Annotated in this window: 15 protein-coding genes; 3 read left to right on the top strand and 12 right to left on the bottom strand. The window is 58.5% G+C overall.

What is annotated here, in order from left to right:
• Positions 1 to 399 precede the first annotated feature (399 nt).
• A complete protein-coding gene (locus ACTQW0_RS07975; protein ID WP_441567678.1) occupies positions 400 to 1,104 on the top strand; it encodes a transaldolase in 705 nt (234 codons plus the stop codon).
• A gap of 224 nt (positions 1,105 to 1,328) precedes the next feature.
• Here the strand turns inward: ACTQW0_RS07975 and ACTQW0_RS07980 are convergent, their stop codons facing one another.
• The 4 genes from ACTQW0_RS07980 to ACTQW0_RS07995 all read right to left on the bottom strand — a co-directional run bounded on the left by ACTQW0_RS07980 (position 1,329) and on the right by ACTQW0_RS07995 (position 8,149).
• Positions 1,329 to 3,476 (bottom strand): Tex family protein, encoded by a 2,148-nt coding sequence (locus ACTQW0_RS07980; RefSeq protein WP_441567680.1) that lies wholly within the window; start codon positions 3,474 to 3,476, stop codon positions 1,329 to 1,331.
• Positions 3,477 to 3,899: 423 nt separating this feature from the next.
• Positions 3,900 to 5,819: an ABC transporter ATP-binding protein gene (locus tag ACTQW0_RS07985; protein WP_441567682.1), complete on the bottom strand. Its 1,920-nt coding sequence runs from the start codon at positions 5,817 to 5,819 to the stop codon at positions 3,900 to 3,902.
• Entirely contained in the window at positions 5,812 to 7,653 is a 1,842-nt protein-coding gene (locus ACTQW0_RS07990; protein WP_441567684.1) for an ABC transporter ATP-binding protein, read from the bottom strand. The genes ACTQW0_RS07985 and ACTQW0_RS07990 overlap by 8 nt, the downstream gene beginning before the upstream one ends.
• The gene (locus ACTQW0_RS07995) at positions 7,646 to 8,149 is read right to left on the bottom strand and encodes a MarR family winged helix-turn-helix transcriptional regulator (protein WP_441567686.1); all 504 of its coding nucleotides are present in this window, start codon (positions 8,147 to 8,149) and stop codon (positions 7,646 to 7,648) included. Before ACTQW0_RS07995 ends, ACTQW0_RS07990 begins: the two co-directional genes overlap by 8 nt.
• A 457-nt stretch (positions 8,150 to 8,606) precedes the next feature.
• Between ACTQW0_RS07995 and ACTQW0_RS08000 the strand changes: the two genes are divergently transcribed.
• On the top strand, positions 8,607 to 9,431 hold the full coding sequence (locus ACTQW0_RS08000) for a PfkB family carbohydrate kinase (protein WP_441031977.1): 825 nt from the start codon (positions 8,607 to 8,609) through the stop codon (positions 9,429 to 9,431).
• Positions 9,424 to 9,753 carry a TIGR04076 family protein gene (locus tag ACTQW0_RS08005; protein WP_427747806.1) on the top strand — a complete coding sequence of 110 codons (330 nt, stop codon included), beginning with the start codon at positions 9,424 to 9,426 and terminating at the stop codon, positions 9,751 to 9,753. Before ACTQW0_RS08000 ends, ACTQW0_RS08005 begins: the two co-directional genes overlap by 8 nt.
• A 170-nt stretch (positions 9,754 to 9,923) precedes the next feature.
• Here the strand turns inward: ACTQW0_RS08005 and ACTQW0_RS08010 are convergent, their stop codons facing one another.
• From ACTQW0_RS08010 to ACTQW0_RS08045, 8 genes are all read right to left on the bottom strand, one after another.
• Positions 9,924 to 10,370, bottom strand: a complete 447-nt coding sequence (locus ACTQW0_RS08010; RefSeq protein ID WP_117743459.1) for a low molecular weight protein-tyrosine-phosphatase — start codon at positions 10,368 to 10,370, stop codon at positions 9,924 to 9,926.
• Between the two features lie 161 nt (positions 10,371 to 10,531).
• Positions 10,532 to 11,737, bottom strand: a complete 1,206-nt coding sequence (locus ACTQW0_RS08015) for a site-specific integrase (RefSeq protein WP_199407132.1) — start codon at positions 11,735 to 11,737, stop codon at positions 10,532 to 10,534.
• A 72-nt stretch (positions 11,738 to 11,809) separates the two neighbouring features.
• Positions 11,810 to 12,415: a hypothetical protein gene (locus ACTQW0_RS08020; RefSeq protein ID WP_441567688.1), complete on the bottom strand. Its 606-nt coding sequence runs from the start codon at positions 12,413 to 12,415 to the stop codon at positions 11,810 to 11,812.
• Positions 12,416 to 12,478: 63 nt separating this feature from the next.
• On the bottom strand, positions 12,479 to 13,000 hold the full coding sequence (locus ACTQW0_RS08025) for a Rep family protein (protein WP_117743461.1): 522 nt from the start codon (positions 12,998 to 13,000) through the stop codon (positions 12,479 to 12,481).
• Between the two features lie 169 nt (positions 13,001 to 13,169).
• Positions 13,170 to 14,435 (bottom strand): hypothetical protein, encoded by a 1,266-nt coding sequence (locus ACTQW0_RS08030; protein WP_441016964.1) that lies wholly within the window; start codon positions 14,433 to 14,435, stop codon positions 13,170 to 13,172.
• Positions 14,436 to 14,561: 126 nt separating this feature from the next.
• A complete protein-coding gene (locus ACTQW0_RS08035; RefSeq protein WP_117743463.1) occupies positions 14,562 to 14,777 on the bottom strand; it encodes a hypothetical protein in 216 nt (71 codons plus the stop codon).
• 154 nt (positions 14,778 to 14,931) lie between these two features.
• Positions 14,932 to 15,255 carry a hypothetical protein gene (locus ACTQW0_RS08040; protein ID WP_117734898.1) on the bottom strand — a complete coding sequence of 108 codons (324 nt, stop codon included), beginning with the start codon at positions 15,253 to 15,255 and terminating at the stop codon, positions 14,932 to 14,934.
• Positions 15,256 to 15,616: 361 nt separating this feature from the next.
• A complete protein-coding gene (locus ACTQW0_RS08045; RefSeq protein WP_441016970.1) occupies positions 15,617 to 17,155 on the bottom strand; it encodes an ATP-binding cassette domain-containing protein in 1,539 nt (512 codons plus the stop codon).
• Between the last annotated feature and the right edge of the window lie 784 nt (positions 17,156 to 17,939).

The following is a 17,939-nucleotide window of genomic DNA, read 5'->3' on the forward strand; positions in this document are numbered from 1 at the left end:
GGACATGTCGAAGCTGGAGGAGATGGACGAGCTGAGGGGAAAGGCGGAGGGCTAGAAGAGGACGGGGCCGGAGACGGCTAAATCAATTTGCGAAAGAATCTTGACGGTACCCGATAACCGGCTCCTACACGGAAGCGGTGACGTCTCAAATGAGGCGTCGCCGCTTTTTGTTTTGGAGCGGTTGTGAAAACGCGCCGGTGAAGCGCTGTCTCTGAGTCGCCAATGGAATCAACCGCGATGATTGGCAAAAACGTTTTGCCGCTGGAATGTCGATATAAAAATGGTAAATCTGCAAAACCGTTCGCCGAGAAGATAAAAAACCGCAGTTCACGCCTTGATAAACGTAGGTAAAGTGTTTAGCAGCTTATCGGCCGTATGCAAACGAAAGGAATCAGGCAGATGGCAATCAAGATGTTCGCTGACGGTGCAAACCTCGAGGGCATGCTCGACATGTACGAGAACGGCAACGTTCAGGGTTTCACGACCAACCCGTCCCTTATGAAGAAGGGTGGCGTGACGGATTACCGCGCGTTTGCCAAGGAGGTTCTGGCCCACATCACCGATGTGTCCGTCTCGTTTGAGGTCTTTGCCGACGACGTCGAGACCATGGAGGTCGAGGCCCGCGAGATTGCTACCTGGGCAGATAACGTCTACGTCAAGATTCCATGCGTGACCACCAAGGGCGAGTCCACCTCCGAGCTGGTCCGCAAGCTTTCGGCCGATGGCATCAAGGTCAACGTCACCACTATCTTTACGCCTACGCAGGTTGACGAGATGATCGATGCCGTTGACGCCGAAACGCCGTCCATCATCTCGCTTTTTGCCGGCCGTATTGCCGATACCGGCGTCGATCCCATTCCGTTTATGACGGAGTCGGTCAAGAAGGCCGCTGCCAAGCCCAACTGTGAGGTCCTGTGGGCGTCCACGCGCGAGCTTATCAACATTTACCAGGCCGAGGCCTGCGGTTGCCAGATCATCACGGTGCCAAATAGCATCCTGGCCAAGCGCAAGAACATCGGCCGTGACCCGTACGAGGTCTCGCTTGATACCGTGCGCGGTTTTGCCAAGGATATCGCCGCTTTGGGTTTCCATATTCTGCCCTAAGCAAGGGTACCCCCTGCGGCGACGTGCAAAATCGCGAGTTTTCAGCATGGTAAAGACTTTTACCAGCTGGTTGAAGCGCGGAACGGCCCCCGTTTTGGCCCTAAAACGCCAAAACGGGGGCCGTTTTTGCTTTTATGGCCCTCTGAAGCGCCGCGGGGCTATCGGGAGATGCTGAATACTCGCAATTTTGCACGCCGCGAAGAGGGGGACGTCCGCTTTGGCGGCTATTTGCCCTGCACCATGGTGAGGGAGATTTTCTTGCGGTCGCGATCGACCTTTTCGACCCACACCTTGACCGTGTCGCCGACGCGCACCACGTCGCTGGGGTGCTTGACAAAGCGGTTGGCCAGCTTGGAGATATGCACGAGGCCGTCCTGGTGCACACCCACGTCGACGAAGGCGCCAAAGTCCACAACGTTGCGCACCGTGCCCTTGAGTTCCATGCCGGGTTCCAAGTCGTCGATGGAAAGTGCTGAGCGGCTAAAGACCACCTCGGGCGCGTCGTCGCGCGGGTCCCGGCCAGGCTTCTTGAGCTCGTTGACGATGTCGATGAGCGTGAGGATGCCGCAGTCCAGGTCGCTTGCCAGCGCCGAGATGCTGCCGATGCGTCGCTCGATGTCGGGCACGCCGCCGCGGCTGAGCTCGCTTGCCGCCACACCCGCACGCTCCAGGACGGCCGTGGCCACCTCGTAGCTTTCGGGGTGGACGCTCGTCGCATCGAGTGGGTTCTTACCGCCGCTGATGCGCAGGAAGCCCGCGGCGTTGAGATATGCCTTGGGCCCCAGCTTGGGGACCTTCTTAAGCTGCCGGCGATCGGTAAAGGCGCCGTTCTCCTCGCGGTAGGCCACGATGTTTTTGGCTACGCTCGGCGTGATGCCCGATACGTATCCCAGCAGGCTCGCACTTGCGGTGTTTACGTCGACGCCCACGCGGTTGACGACGTCCTCCACCACATGTCCCAGGGTGCGCGAAAGCTCGGTCTGGTCAAGGTCGTGCTGGTACTGGCCAACGCCGATGGACTGGGGTGGAATCTTGACGAGCTCTGCCAGCGGGTCCTGCAGGCGACGGCCCAGGCTCATGGCGCCGCGCACGGTGACGTCCAGGTCGGGATATTCCTGACTGGCGAGCTCGGAGGCGGAGTACACCGATGCGCCGGCCTCGTTGACGATGGTGTATCGCAGTCCAGGCGCCTGTTCGGCGATGAACTCCGAGACGACTTCCTCGGTCTCGCGGCTGGCGGTGCCGTTGCCGATGACGATGGTGTTGACGCCGTCCTTCTTGACGAGGCGGGCGAGCTCACGCTTGGTGCCGGCGACGTCGTGGCGCGGCTTGGTGGGGTAGACCACGCCGTGGTCGAGTAGCTTGCCGGTCTCGTCCATGACGGCGACCTTGCAGCCGGTACGGTAGCCCGGATCGAGTGCGAGCACACGGGCGCCGCGTACGGGGCGTGCCGAGAGCAGGCCCTCGAGATTCTTGGCAAAGACGTTGATGGCCTCGGTCTGCGCGCGGACGGTGAGCTTGGCGCGGGCCTCGCGCTCCAACGAGGGGGCCATGAGGCGCTTGTAACCGTCGGCGATGGCGGCATCAAAGACGGGTGCGAACACGCCCTGACGACGGGGCCAGCGGCTGCCGAGGCGCGCCGTGGCGGCGGCGCTGTCGACGTTCACGCGCACGCGGAGCTTGCCCTCGCGCTCACCGCGGTCGATAGCCAGCACGCGGTGGTTGGGAATACGGCGCAGCGGCTCGTCATAGCTGTAGTACGGCTCGTAGGGAGTCTTCTCGGTGGGGTCGGTGGCCTCGACGACGATGTCGGCGGTGTTCTGCGTAAAGGCGCGCAGGTCGGCGACGTTCTCGGGGTCCTCGGCCACCGTCTCGGCCACGATGTCCGCCGCGCCGGCAAGCGCCTTTTCGGGCGTGTCGAAGCCGGCCTCCTCGTTGACGTATGCCGCGGCGGCGTCGAGTGCGCTGCTCTTGGCCGAGGCCTGCATGATGATCATGTTGGCGAGCGGCTCAAGGCCTGCCTCGCGGGCCTTCTGCGCGCGAGTCATGCGCTTTTTGCGGTAGGGCTTGTAGAGGTCCTCGACACGCTGGAGCTGCGTGGCCTCGCGAATCTGCTGCTCGAGTTCGGGCGTGAGTTTGCCCTGGGCGTCGATGAGCAGGATGACGTCCTCTTTACGCTGCTCAAGATTGCGCAGGTAGGACAGGCGCTCGTCGAGTGCGCGCAGGGCGACGTCGTCCATGCCGCCCGTGGCTTCCTTGCGGTAGCGCGAAATAAAGGGGATGGTGTTGCCCTCGTCGATGAGCTTGACGGCTGACTCGATGTTGGCGGCCTTAAAGTTGAGCTCGCGGGCGAGCTGGGCGATAAGATCCATGGGACTCCTTGCGTTTAAGGTGCGTTTGCAGCACAGGGCTACCAAGGATACCACCCGACGTTCTGCCAAAGCAGTCTTTTTGGGACGGGGCTAAATTAGCTGTTTTTGGATTAGGGCTCAGTTGCGATTTGTTGATTCATCGATATTGGGATGGAGAACCAGCTAATTTAGCCCCGTCCCAAAAAGACTGGTCCTCCACCACCTCCCAAATCATCCTTACAAAACGAGGCCCTGGCCAAACGGCCAGGGCCTCACCACTTCTTTTCAGGCTGCGAGAAAAGACCGTGTGCGCAGGAGCTCCCCGAGGGAGACGGGGTGTTTGCTCCGCGCGCGGTTCCGCAGCGAAGCGAGAATGTTTGAGCACGGAGTAAACACCCCGTCTCCCTCGGGGAGGTCCGTTGGGAGCGTAGGGGATGTTTTGAGCTACTCCAGCTCAAACGCTCCGGTATAGAGCTGGTAGTAATATCCGCGCTTGGCGATCAGCTCGTCGTGGTTGCCACGCTCGATGATGCGGCCGTGATCCAGGCAGATGATTGCGTCGGCGTTGCGCACGGTGGACAGGCGGTGCGCGATGACAAACGTCGTGCGGCCCTCCATGAGCTTATCCATGCCCGCTTGCACGATGGCCTCGGTGCGGGTGTCGATGCTCGACGTGGCCTCGTCCAGAATCATTGCCGGCGGATCGGCGACGGCAGCGCGTGCGATTGAAATCAGCTGGCGCTGGCCCTGCGACAGCTGCGCGCCGTTGCCGGTGAGCATGGTGTCGTAACCGTCGGGCAGGCGGGTGATAAAGTCGTCGGCGCCCGCGAGCTTGGCCGCCGCGATGCACTCCTCGTCGGTGGCGTCCAGGTTGCCGTAGCGGATGTTGTCCATCACAGTGCCGGTGAACAGGTTCACGTCCTGCAGCACCACGCCCAGCGAGCGGCGCAGATCGGCCTTGCGGATCTTGTTGACGTTGATGCCGTCGTAGCGGATCTTGCCGTCGGCGATGTCATAGAAGCGGTTGATGAGGTTGGTGATGGTCGTCTTACCGGCACCGGTGGCACCGACAAACGCGACCTTCTGGCCCGGCTTGGCATATACGGACACGCCGTGCAGCACCTCGTGGTCGGGCGTATAGCCAAAGTCCACGTTATCCATGACCAGGTCACCACGCAGCGGCACGTACTCGATCTCGCCGGTCGCGCGGTGCGGGTGCTTCCATGCCCACATGCCGGTGCGGTGGTCGGCTTCCTCGAGCTGCCAGGTCTCGGGGTTCACCTGTGCGTTGACGAGCGTCACGTAGCCCTCGTCGGCTTCGGGCTCCTCGTCGAGCAGCTCAAAGATGCGCTCGGCGCCGGCAAGGCCCATGACCACGGCGTTGATCTGCTGCGAGATCTGGCCGATCTGGCCGCAGAACTGCTTGGTCATGTTGAGGAACGGCACCACGACGGCGATGGAGAGCGCCATGCCCGAGAGGCTCAGGTTGGGCACGCCCAGCTCCAGGAAGATGCCGCCGGTCAGCGCGACCAGCACGTAGAGCAAGTCGCCCAGGTTCCCGAGGATCGGCATGAGGATGTTGGCGTACATGTTGGCCTTCTGCGAGACCTCGAAGAGCTTCTCGTTGCGCTCGTCAAAATCGGCCTCGGCAGCGGACTCGTGACAGAACGCCTTGACGACTTTCTGGCCGTTCATGACTTCCTCGATATGGCCCTCGACCACGCCGAGCTCGGTCTGCTGCGCGATAAAGAAGCGCGCGGAGTTGGAGCCGAGCAGCTTGGTCATAAAGGTCATAAAGGCGACGCCGGCAATGATGACCAGGCACATCCACACGCTGTAATACAGCATGATGAAGAACACGGTGACGATGACGATGATCGTCATGAGCAGGTTGGGCAGCGATTGGCTGATCATCTGACGCAGCGTGTCGATGTCGTTGGTGTAGTGGCTCATGATGTCGCCGCGCTGGTGCGTGTCGAAGTAGCGAATCGGCAGGTCCTGCATGCGGTTGAACATCTTTTCGCGCAGCTTCTCGAGCGAGCCCTGCGTGATGACGGCCATGGCGCGGTTCCAGAAGAGCGAGGAGGCGACGCCCACGGCGTAGATGCAGCCGAGGGTGGTCACGAGCTTCAGAATCTTGGGCTGCGCGGCCGTCCAGTCGCCCGACTGCCACGATTCGCTAATGACCTGCAGCGCGCTCTGGAGAAACGTCGCGCCGATGGAGTTGATGATGGCGCAGAGCACAACGCCGGCGACGACGAGGGGCAAAAGCACCGGGTAGAAGCCAAAGAGCATCTTGATCAGGCGCGTCATGGTGCCGCCCTTGCGGTTGCGCGCGCGCTCGGCGGTAGCGGCCTTACTCATGTGCCTCGCCTCCTTCCTGGGTCTGAGCTTGCGGTGCGGTCGTGTCGGTGTTGTCTGCCGCCGTGGTCGTATCGCCGGAAACGTCGCCGGCGTCCTCGCCTTCGGCACTCATCTTATTTTGCGAGGTAAAGGTCTCGCGGTAGATCTCGCTCGTCTTGAGCAGCTCATCGTGGTTGCCGATGTCCTTGATGCGGCCGCCCTCCATGACGATGATGCGGTCGGCGTCCTGAACGGAGCTGATGCGCTGGGCGATGATGAGCTTGGTCGTGTTGGGCAGGTAGCTCGCCAGGCCCTCGCGGATCTTGGCGTCGGTCTTGGTGTCGACGGCGCTCGTGGAGTCGTCCAGGATCAAGATCTTGGGGCGACGCAGCAGGGCACGCGCGATGCACAGGCGCTGCTTCTGGCCGCCGGAAACGTTGGAGCCGCCCTGCTCGATCCAGGTGTCGTAGCCCTTGGGGAAGCCGTCGACAAACTCGTCAGCGCAGGCCAGATGTGCGGCCTCGCGGACTTCCTCGTCGGTGGCGTTCGGGTCGCCCCAGCGCAGGTTCTCGGCGATGGTGCCGCTAAACAGCACGTTTTTCTGCAGGACCATGGCTACCTGGTGGCGCAGCGCGTCCAGGTCGTAGTCGCGCACGTCCACGCCGCCGACGCGCACGGTGCCCTCCGTGACATCGTACAGACGGGCGATCAGGTTCACGAGCGTCGACTTGGCCGAGCCGGTGCCACCGATAATGCCGATGGTCTCGCCGCTCTTAATATGCAGGTCGATATCGTCGAGCGCCTGGCGGCGGGCATGCTCGGAATACTTAAAGCTCACGTGATCGAAGTCGATGGAGCCGTCGGCAACCTCGTGCACGGGCTCGGTCGGGTTAGCGATCGTGGGCTCGGCGGCCAGCACCTCGGTAATTCGGTGCGCCGACTCATCTGCCATGGTCACCATGACAAAGATCATCGACAGCTGCATTAGGCTCATCAGAATCTGGAAGCCGTAGGTAAAGATGGAGGAGAGCTGGCCCACATCGAACAGGGTGCCCTGGCTCGTGATGATGAGCTTGGAGCCCAGGTAGATGATGACGACGAACGCGCCGTTGACGCAGATGTTCATCATGGGGTTGTTGAAGGCGAGCAACTTCTCGGCGCGGGTGAAGTCCATCTGGACGTCGCGCGCGGCGGTGGCGAACTTCTCCTTCTCAAAGTCTTCGCGCACGTAGCTCTTGACCACGCGCATGCCGGTGACGTTTTCCTCGACCGATTCGTTGAGCGCGTCGTACTTGCGGAACACGCGGGTAAAGATCGGGCGCACCTTATAGATGATAAAGAACAGGCCAAAGCCCAGCAGCGGAATGATGACCAGGTAGACCATGGCGACGCTGCCGCCCATGGCGTATGCCATGGTAAAGGCAAAGACCAGCACCAGCGGCGAGCGCACGGCGATGCGGATGAGCATCATAAAGGCCTGCTGCACGTTGTTGATGTCGGTGGTGAGGCGCGTGACGAGCGAGGAGGTCGAGAACTCGTCGATGTTGGCGAAGCTGAACGTCTGGATCTTGTAGAACAGGTCGCGACGCAGGTTCTTGGCAAAGCCGCAGCTGGCATGGCTGCAGGTGATGCCCGCGGCGGCGCCAAAGGCGAGTGACGTCAGTGCGATGAGTACGAGAAGGCCGGCGGTGGGCAGCATCTCGGTAACGGCGGTGCCGTCCTTGATGGCGTCGATCATGTCGGCGGTGATAAACGGGATCATCATCTGGCAGATTACCTCGCCAAGCACCAGCAGCGGCGTAGCGATCGTGACCTTCATGTAATCGCGGATGCTGCCCATAAGGGTTTTAATCATCCAGTTCCTCCCAGGTTACGCGGATTTTCTCGAGCATCTCGGCGAGCTGTTCACGCTCGTCGTGGGTGAGCGCGCTAAAGGCCTGTTCCCTAAAGCGGATGCGCGAGGCTTGGTCGATGCGGGCCTTCTCCCAGCCGATCTCGGTTAGGCGAATGGTGAGTTGCCGTCGATCCTTGGGGTTACGGCTGCGCTCAATGAGGCCGTTGAGCTCGAGCTTGGACAGGATCTCGGAAAGCGACCCCGGCTTGAGGCCGAAGTGCATGCCGAGTTCCTGCTGCGACATCTCGCCGCCGGGCTGCTTGGCCAGTAGGCAGATGATGGGCGCCTTGCCGGACACGCCTCCGCCATGAAAGTGCATGTAGTGGCCGCAAAACCCCAGCCCATGGAGGATTCTCTTGGCGAGACGGTCCTCCTTGGACTGGGTCTCGGGCTCGTCTGCCGGCCGTGAGGGGTCGCCGCCGGGTTCATGCGGATAGGCGAGTGGTTCAACACACATAATCGAAGCTTCGCTCCTTTCTTTAGTTGGGTAGATGAATTGTTTTGTGCCTAACTAATTTAGGAGCGTGAAAAATAAATGTCAAGGTACCAAACTTATAGTTACGGCGTTTTGCCAAACGCCGTAACTGCTCGACGCTGCGCGGGCCGCACCTGGACAATCTGACGTTCAACTTCAGGGGCGCGACCAGAAGGTCAGCGCCCTTTCGTTTCACGTCACCTTGTCTCAAATGCGACCCGCTCGCTGCCGCTGCCAAAACATCGGGGAGTAGTCGTTGGGGACGTTCTTAAATGACTAGTCAAACAAGAACGTCCCCAACGACTAGCTTTCTCTTTCCCGTAACCTTTCCGCAACAATGTGGCCTCCACGGCGCCGGCGCCCGCCTGCCGTGCTCCCTGCGCTACACTTAGTCGCACTGTGGCGCCGTTGCGCCGCGCCCGACCCAAGGGGGACACTCATGAAGAACACTCAGCTGTTGCTGATCAACGATATGTGCGGCTACGGCAAGGTCGCGCTTTCCGCCATGCTGCCGGTGCTGTCGCACATGGGTTACCGTATCCACAATCTGCCGACGGCACTTGTGTCCGATACGCTCAACTATCCCAAGTTCTACATCCACGACACCACGGAGTACGTGCGTCAGAGTCTTGCCATCTGGGAAGAACTCGGCTTTGAGTTCGACGCCATCTCGACCGGCTTTATCGTGACCGAAGAAGAGACGCGCATCATCTCAGACTTTTGCCACCGCCGCGCGCAAAAGGGCACCAAGGTGTTCGTCGACCCCATCATGGGCGACAACGGCAAGCTCTATGCGGGCGTGCCCGAGTCCACGATTGGCCTTATGCGGCACCTGCTGGAGTGCGCAGACTACGCGGTGCCCAACTATACCGAGGCGTGCCTGCTTGCCGATAGGCCTATTGCCGAGCAAATTACGCCCGAAGAGGCCCACGCCCTTGTGGACGCCATGCGCGCGCTGGGCGCCAAGTCGGTGGTCATTACGAGCGCTGTGGTCGACGGCACGAACGCCGTCATCGGTTACGACCACGTGGCGGGGGAGTACTTCACGATTCCCTTCGACCTGATCCCGGTCTATTTCCCGGGCACCGGTGACACGTTCTCGGCGGTGCTCGTCGGTCGCGTTATGGCTGGCTGGAGCCTGCAGCACGCAACGGCCGATGCCATGCGTGTGGTGGCCGAGCTTATCGAGCGCAATGCCGACCAAGAGGACAAGTCTGCCGGCCTGCCCATCGAGGCCTGCCTGGATGTGATCGACCATGAGTAATGCTGGCGAGGGCGGCATCAGGCCTGCGGGCGAGAACAAGCCGCTCGGCGCGCCGCGTGGCAAGCGTCCGCGTATCCGCGTGAGCTGCGTGGACCAGTTGGGGACGTGTCGCTGCCACCATGGTCACAAGCCGGGCGACGTCTTCGACTTCGACCGCGATCGCGGCAAGATGTGCGCCATGGCCTGTCACGTTGGCTTTCCCTATATCGACATTCTGCGCTATGGCGGAACTGTGCCCGGCAACGAGCCCGGCACGGCAAAGTTCTGCTGCCCCGAGGTCGATACGCTGAACGTCTGGCTTGCCGAGATCGTCGACGAGTAGTTGAGCGTGGATTTTCTCCCACCAAGATAATGAGCGTGGATAATCTCCCGTTTAGAGCGCCGTTTTGCGTTCAAAGTGGGAGATTATCCACGCTCAATTTGTATGCGGGAGATTATCCACGCTCATTTTATGCCGATGGCGTGGCTCACGCATCCGCGCCGCCCGGGCGCCTACAGTTGCTCGAGCATGGCCGTGCAGCCGGCGAGCACATCGCGGTAGGTGGCATCGAAGTTGCCGGTGTACCAGGGATCGGCGACGTCGCCGGGGCGATCGGTCCAATCCAGCAGCCGCGAAATCTTGCCGTCGGCATCGTCGCCGAAGATGCGACGCAGGCCGCGCGCGTTCTCGGCATCCATATAGACGATGTGGTCCCAGTCACCATACTCCGCGCGACGAACCTGGCGCGCGCGGTGCGCAACGACGGGAATCCCGACCTCGCGCAGCTTGGCGACGGTGCCATGATGCGGAGGGTTGCCAATCTCCTCGGTCGAGGTCGCGGCAGAATCAATGACGAACTCCGCCTCGCGCCCAGCACGGCGCACCAGCTCGGCAAACACCGACTCAGCCATCGTCGAGCGACAGATGTTCCCATGACAGACAAATAGGATTTTGCGCATTGGCTAAAACCTCTCGAATATCAGAGTTTTCGCAGATAATCGCACTGCTTTTTGATCCCTCGTCAAGGACAGAATATCAAATTGATTCATAAATGAGCGGATTATTCTTCTTTCCAGCGTCGTAAGAATTGTCGTAAAGAACGAGGGTTTACGACTTGTTGTCACAATGTTGACCGTCCTTTGCATCCAATTTTCAGCATATCCTCTCTGACGTCGTCGAAATCAAGATGGGTGTATGTGTTAAAAGTCACGTTGATGTCGGAGTGGCCCATGATGCATTTTAGCTTCGCAGGGTTCATTCCCCTGCGTGCCATCTTCGAGCAGAAGGTATGTCGGCAGACATGTGGTGTGATTTTGGGAAGCTCATCCTTGTAGATGCGATTATGTTTCTCTATCGCGTGGTGGAAGTACTTCTCCCAGTGCAGGGCAACACGCGGCATCTCGTTTTTATCAAGAAACAGAAAACCGCTAACACCGTCAACGACCGGCTCACTCGAAGGCTTTAGACGTTGCGCAAGGATACTCCTGAAACACTCTGTCACGGCTTGAGTCATGGGAACATAGCGGATCCCGCTCTCCGTCTTGGGACGTTCGATGTAGTATCGCATGTTGCTGGTCCGCTGAAGTTGCTTGTTTACCCGAATGCTTCCGTTTTTGAAATCAAGGTCTTCGACGGTAAGACCGCAGAATTCAGAAATGCGCAGGCCCGTATTTAGAAGGATGTAGATGGCGTCACGATAGCGGTGAAAGTGTTCATCGCCCTCCACGAAAGCAAGAAATCTGCGTTCTTGGTTAGTGGCCAAGGCCTTGCGTGTAACCATGTCGTTTGTCAGTATCGTTGCGAGCTCGAAATAGAAGGGATTTCGGCGAATCAGGCTGTTCTCCTCTGCCAGTTGAAACGCCGGTCTCAGAACACCACGGATGCTATGGATTGTGCTATAGCGCTTGCCGTGGATTTTTTGCAGGTTGATGAGCCATTCCTTGGCATCAAGGGAGGTGACACCGCATATTCGTCGCGAGCCGAATTCATCTGTAGCAAGAAAATTGAGGATTGTCTTGTAGGCGGCTCGAGTGGATTGTTTCACGGCAGTCTTTGTTTCAGTGTAACGAGATGCGAGTTCGTAGACTGTCATATTGTTCGGCGCGACCTTATCAAGCAGATCGCGCTGGATCTCATGCTCCAACGCGCGCAAGCACGGACTGGCTTTCTTCCCCTTCGGAGTTAGATCATGAGTTGTCAAGGTCCACGAGTAGACGCTCCGCGTTTTACCTCTTGCATCCACATACTTGAAGCAGTAACGGCCGTTTTTTCTCTGGCTTTCCCCGCGTCTGAGGATTCGCCCTTTGCTGTCTTTTCTCACAGTCACTAGCAGGCTCCTTCCTGTTCAGAAAAGAGCCCCGATGCGATATTTCAAGATTATCGCACGGGGCCCGATTGGTTAAGCTGTCAAGTGCGAAACGGTGTCGAGAAGCTCTTTATAAAGAGCGTTGGCGCAGGACGAGGGGGCGAGTCCTCGCGCATAACTCGAATATGGGTTTGTACGAGAGGAACCTTCGACCGGCCAGTATCCGTCGAGATCGTGCCTAAACTCAGAGAGACAGATCTCCCTCGTCTGCATCTCCGCAACGACGGAGAGGCACCTCTCAAGTTGACCAAATCCGTCGACATCGTTTTGCGGACGATAAGTCGCGGATCGGCGCATCTGTTCTCCATAGAATTCCAAGGGGCTGTAGGGCGTCGTGACGATTACGAGATCGGCGGCTATCGCTTTGTCGGAATATCGGGACGGTGCCATCACCTCATGCTCCATCGCATAGGGATCCGTGATGCGAAGCAGGTCGGCGTAGGGGATGGATGAGGGACGAAGTTCGTCAAGAATCACCGTGTGCTTGCCCTCATACCCCTGAAAGATGTCTCTCGTAGATCCAGAGACGAAGAACGGTTCGCCCTTCCGCTTCGCATAGAGCTTTGCGAGGGTGGACTTCCCCGTTCCAGCAGGCCCGAAGATCCAAACTGATTCCACCCTTCTTTCGCCCTTGAGCATCAACCCCCGCCATTTCCGGGCCTGAACCTGAAGGCGGCGTGCATAAACGTCTTCGATCTGACGCTATGTCCGGGCATATTCGGATCCGGAGAGCTGAGAGATCAAGGACTCCTTGTCGATACGACCTTCGAGAAGGTCATCGAGAAGGACTTTGATGCTGCTATGGGACCTCGTTCGAGCAACGCGCGACTCAATAGAAGCAAGTAGCGCTGGGTAATCGAAATTGGAGCGCACGATTTTGGGGTCGTACTGATGCTTGGATCGTGCGCCATCCGTTCTGTGGCACAGGTAGGAAAAACCGTTTTCCACACCTGCCTTCCAAGCCTCGATGCGCTCAGGTTTATCTCCAAGGAGCTTCGCGATGCTATTGAGCGAGCGCGGATTCTGGAACTCCATCATCACGTGAAGATGCGCGGCTGCCGGACGTCCCGCGTCCGTCGTGTCGCTGTCGTGCACGATGCCCGCATAGCGCTTCGGGGCGAGTGTTTCGATTCTTCGGTACATTTCGTCCACAAGACGGGGCAGGTGATCGAGCTGCTGCTCGTACATCATCGCGCGGGTCTTCATGGGCAGAGAATTGGTCATGGTTCCGAGTCCTTTCTCGTAAATGAGCTATTTCGGGACGATTTTGGAACGCGCCCGAGGGTGCGCCTTGGGATAACAAGCTCCCCAAGGCGCATAAATGAGCAGAATTTCAAGTAATGGAACAATCGACGGGGTCCGCTTTTGCTGCGCGAAGCGGACCCCGCGGTGGTTATTCTCTGAAGTACAGGTCAAGGAGCCGCCCAAGCTCGCGGTACACGGGGAAGTCCATGATCGGAAAATGCACAAAGCCGATGCGGTCGTGCGCCCCGTCCGTACTGCTGAACCAAGCGTCGCCCGGGGAGAAGGTGCGAGGTGCACCGAGGTCGAGCAGGCGTTCCGCGCCCCATATGAGCCGCGCCTCGGGAAGCGTCGGCTTGAAGAGGACGCGGGTGCTGCACGCCGAGCGCAGCATCGACGGCAAGCCCCCCTCCTCAACAGACGCCTCGGCGATCGAGATGATGGCGTAGCAGCCCGCGCTCGCCCCCATCGTTACGATGCGCTTCACCAGCCCATCAAACGTCGCGAGGCAGTAATCGGGGTCCTCCTTGCTCGCGCGCTTGGGAAACAGCGTGCGGAGTGCCACGTACTCATCCATGAAGAGAAGCGAAACGTGAAGCCTCGCATCCCACCAGTGCACGGCGTCTCCCGTCTCTGTCGACCTGTCGTTGAGGAAGCTCTGTCGCTCTTTGATGCTGTCGGCGAACCGTGATAACGCAGACAGGATTGCGCGAGCGTCCCTGTCAGCATTCAGTGAAACCACGCGAGGAAGTCGGGAGGGCTCGGCCTGCTTGGGGTCTATGATGAGGACTTGCGATCCGTGTCCGTCAGGACCAGCCAACAGGGCTTGGAGCAAGAGGGCGATCACGCCCGTGGTCTTTCCAGCGATGAGCATGGAACCGGAGGTGCGGAGGTCGATGCTCGTGCCGTTTTGAACGCGGAATTCGTAGGCGTTCGCCGGGCACAAATCCTCGACACGCGATGCCTTGATCTCTCGATGCAACGTCACATCTTCAAGGAAGAAGGTCACTTGATTGCATGCGACGTCTGCTTCGGCAAGTACGACGGCGTAGCGGGAGAACCTTCCGCGAAGTCGGGAGCTAATGCTAGGTCCCATCTTCGATATTTCTTCTGCCGTTGAGGATGAGGTTGAGATGGCGAGCTCGAACTGTCCAGGAGCCGTCTCTTTGCAAGAGATGTCGGGAAGAAGCTCGCCTTCTCGCAGGTGTAGAGGATTCCCGTAACGTGGATCAAAGAGCCCCTTCCTAATGCGTGCATGCAACCGTGTTGATTCAGATAGCATGACGTAATGTGTGATCCCTCCCGCAAACAACATGGTCCCAGCGAGGCTAAGAGTGGCCGCTGCGGAGGTAAGGTTGCCGCCAAACGCCATCACCGTACTGGGCTCTATGGCGATGGGCGCAAGAATGGTGTTCACGAATAGCCCGATGCAATAAACGCACGCGGCGACCGCAAATAAAGCGACCCCCAGCACACAAAGCTTTGCGCTGGGGGTCGAATACACGATCGCCGGTGCGCCACTGGAGTAACGCACCACAATCACCTAGCCCTTCGCGGGGATGACGGTAATGCCGTCCGCCGTGATGGACAACTGGTTGCGATAATCACCGTAAACCTTTGCGACCACGCCGGTGGGAATGACGTGCTGATTGACGGGAATCTCGATATCGTTCGAAACCTTGATGGAAAGCTTCTCGAAACGATTGCTGACCACCTCGCCTTCGTTTTGGTGATACTGCGTGTTATCGGTTGTGATCACCACGTCGATCTTGGTGCCGCGATGCTCTTTGGTGTTTTAATCAACCCATTTACCACCTCCGACACAAAGGAAACGCTTGCCTTTCGCAAAAGCTTCCCAATCGAACTTCATAAACTGATTCAATTTCCTCATACTCGAACTCCTCTCAATCCAATTATTTGCTGACTCCGCGTTGCGGCTCGCCGTGGACATCGAGATAGAGGCGCAGGACGTTGCGCAAGATCTCCTCGACATTTCTTGTTGCGGCATGAAGATCATCGTCCCCAAACATTGCCCCATGGAGCTTCGTGTGGGCACAAAGAATCTGGCGATACATGACGCGAGAGAACATCTCTTCGGCCTTCAGGGCATGTCGAACAGCTCGTTCAGAACAAGTCGGCATGCTCGCCGAAGACTCCTTTATAGACGACATTGCCGTACTGGTTGTTGAGATGGAGCCGCATTCAAACGGTCCGCGCATGATCTTCGGTCGGGTCATACACACCTCTTTCCTAAAATTGGATATTACCGACGATTCGTCAACCGTCATCGAGCACTCGGTGAGCACATCATGCCATAAGCTTCTGAGCTGGGATTATTTCGCAAGGACCTGTCGTTCTCGACGTCCTCTGATGAGAAGAAGTGGGGCGTAATGATGACAAAGTATTCAATCACGGAACAAACACAATTTAATAATCACCCAGATGGGGCAAATATGGACATCCAGATATTGAATCGTCGGTATCGTTGGTGTCGCTGAGCCTTCAGGCTGAGGGGGATGGGCCATTTGCGCTGAGTTGCTTGCAAAACGGGGGAGGGGATATCAGAAGAAGGCGGCTTGCAGAAGACATGCCTGAGCGCTAGAGGAGGGGCTGACCAATAGTGTGCTCCTCTTCTGGGGCCAAATCCAAGCGGAGGGGGCATGAGGCCGAGAGGAACTGCTCGTCATGGCTCACCAAAACAAGCGCGCCGGGAAAGGCGGAAAGCGCTCGCTCGAGTGCCTCCACCGAGTGCAGGTCCAGGTGATTCGTGGGTTCGTCCATGACGATGATTTCGGGGGCATCTAGTATACCGCGGGCGAGCATGAGCTTCCGCAGCTCCCCCGGGCTGATGTTCTCGCCGGACAATATTCGTTCGGGATCCGAATTGAGTTGCGCAACGATCGAAAGCAGGGCTCCACGTTCGGCTTGGGGCAGGTCCTTGATTTCCGAGAGGAATTCAATTGAGGATGAATCGTCGACTTCCTGAGGGATATACAGCGTGCGAATGTCCAATCCCGTGGCCTTGCGGCCTTCCAATATCTCCAGGATATGCTTGACCAGTGTTGTTTTCCCCGCTCCGTTGGGGCCGCTTATGCCCAGATGATCGGTATTTCCCAGATAAATCTCGGGAACCCGCAAAGATTGCCTCGGGCCGCACGGTATGCGATCTGAGCTGACGTGAATCAGTGTTTTGCGCGGGCTGGGTTGCGCTTCCATCCACAAGGTGCTTTCGTAGCGCTTTTCGACATGGTGGGCGTCGACGGCGGCTTGCGCGCGCTGGATTCGGGAGTCCATGCGCGAAGCGAGCTTGCCCGCAACGCCGTCTCTGCCAGTGAGAATGGCGAGTTTGATTCGTGCTTTCGCGTCGTGATCCTTCGGATCGACATGACGGGCGCTTCTCTTGGATGCGGACCGTGAGGCGTTTTCAACGCGCCTGATATACTCAGCCTTCATGCGCTTTTCTTCGGATCGCGCAATCGATTTGGCCCGCGCCGCGCTTTCGCGCTCCAGATTCGCCTGCGAGCGAGCTTGGGAGTAGTTGCCGGGGCGCATGGTGACGTGCCCCGACTCAAAGCACAGGCAGTCATTTGCCAAGGAGTCGAGCAACGCACGGTCGTGCGAGACGAGGAGGCCAATACCCTTGTACTCGGCGAGTGCTTTGCAAATCTGCCTTCTGCATTCTGCGTCCACATGGTTAGTCGGTTCATCCATTGCCAGAAGATCGGGATTCTGCCAAAGCGCGACGGCTATTTGAATTTTCTTCTGCTCGCCACCGGAGAGCTCGGAAAAACGCCAGAGCATATCATCGGTGATGCGGAGCATCCTTCTGAGGTGCGTGGTCGCCGGGGCGAAGTCGCACGCAAAATCGAAGAGCATGGGCGGTTCGACTCCGGCTTCTTGCGCGCAATATGCGGAGACGAGACGCGGTGAAACGACGCCGCGATCTGGAATCAGAAGTCCGCACGCAATGCGGACGAAAGTTGATTTCCCGCACCCGTTGTCTCCGACGATGCCGTGCCAGCCGGGGGCAAATGTCGCCGACACGTTGTCGAGTGCGGGCATTGCGCTGCCAGGATATGCATAAGTAATATGGGAAAGAACGAGGGTGGTGGAGCTGTTCAAATTGGTTCTTGACATTGTGCCTCCTCGGCATGGGAGGCCGCGTTTTGCCGCATATGCTCTGATTGGCTCGTTCCGACCAACGTGAACGCCCGTCGACTCGAGTCAAGCTGAAAGAAAATGAGTCGACGGCAATGCTCGCAAAGGTAGTGTTTAGGATATACGAGGATCAGTGAAAAGACGATACGACAAATGTGCAGCCAGATTTATTCTTGGATAGATGGCAATTTGCAAATTGGCGTCGATATGTATCGTCTACAGCTTCACGAATCCTTTTCCTTTCCGGGGCGCTGGCTTGGCATATGGGCCTGCGCTGAATTCTTCCGTAGAGTCTAACAAAGCAATAATGCGGACGCAAGGAGGCGTTGCGTCTGAAAGCACGCCATTGCGTTGGACGCTTGAAGGGGTTTGCAAGTCGATTGAAAGAATACTAGTGCATCCGCTTCTTGTAACTAGCATGCGATGGTGGGCGTCGTTGTTAGCGCCGGGCGATTTTAGCCGCTAATAGTCAACCGATTTTGACCAATCCCGGTCACCGAATAATGGCCACCGTGCCTCCCCGCCGCCACTACGCTGGTGGCGCCAACACGCCGCCCTCGACAGGCTGCTCGACAAGGCGTCGGTGTTCGTGATGCGGGGCCCGAGCTACCGCGGCAGGGGGCTCGACACGTACTCGGTGGAGGCCGTCCCCTGTTTGTGTCAAGCTCGGGCTTTCAATTGAGGCAGCGGTTCTTTTCACACGTGGCAAGGAAAGGTTTCAGGTTTGGCAAAGGCGTGCCTCTTTCTCTCTTTGGCTTTGCCT

Source organism: Collinsella sp. LCP19S3_B7, from assembly GCF_052121795.1.
GTDB lineage: Bacteria > Actinomycetota > Coriobacteriia > Coriobacteriales > Coriobacteriaceae > Collinsella.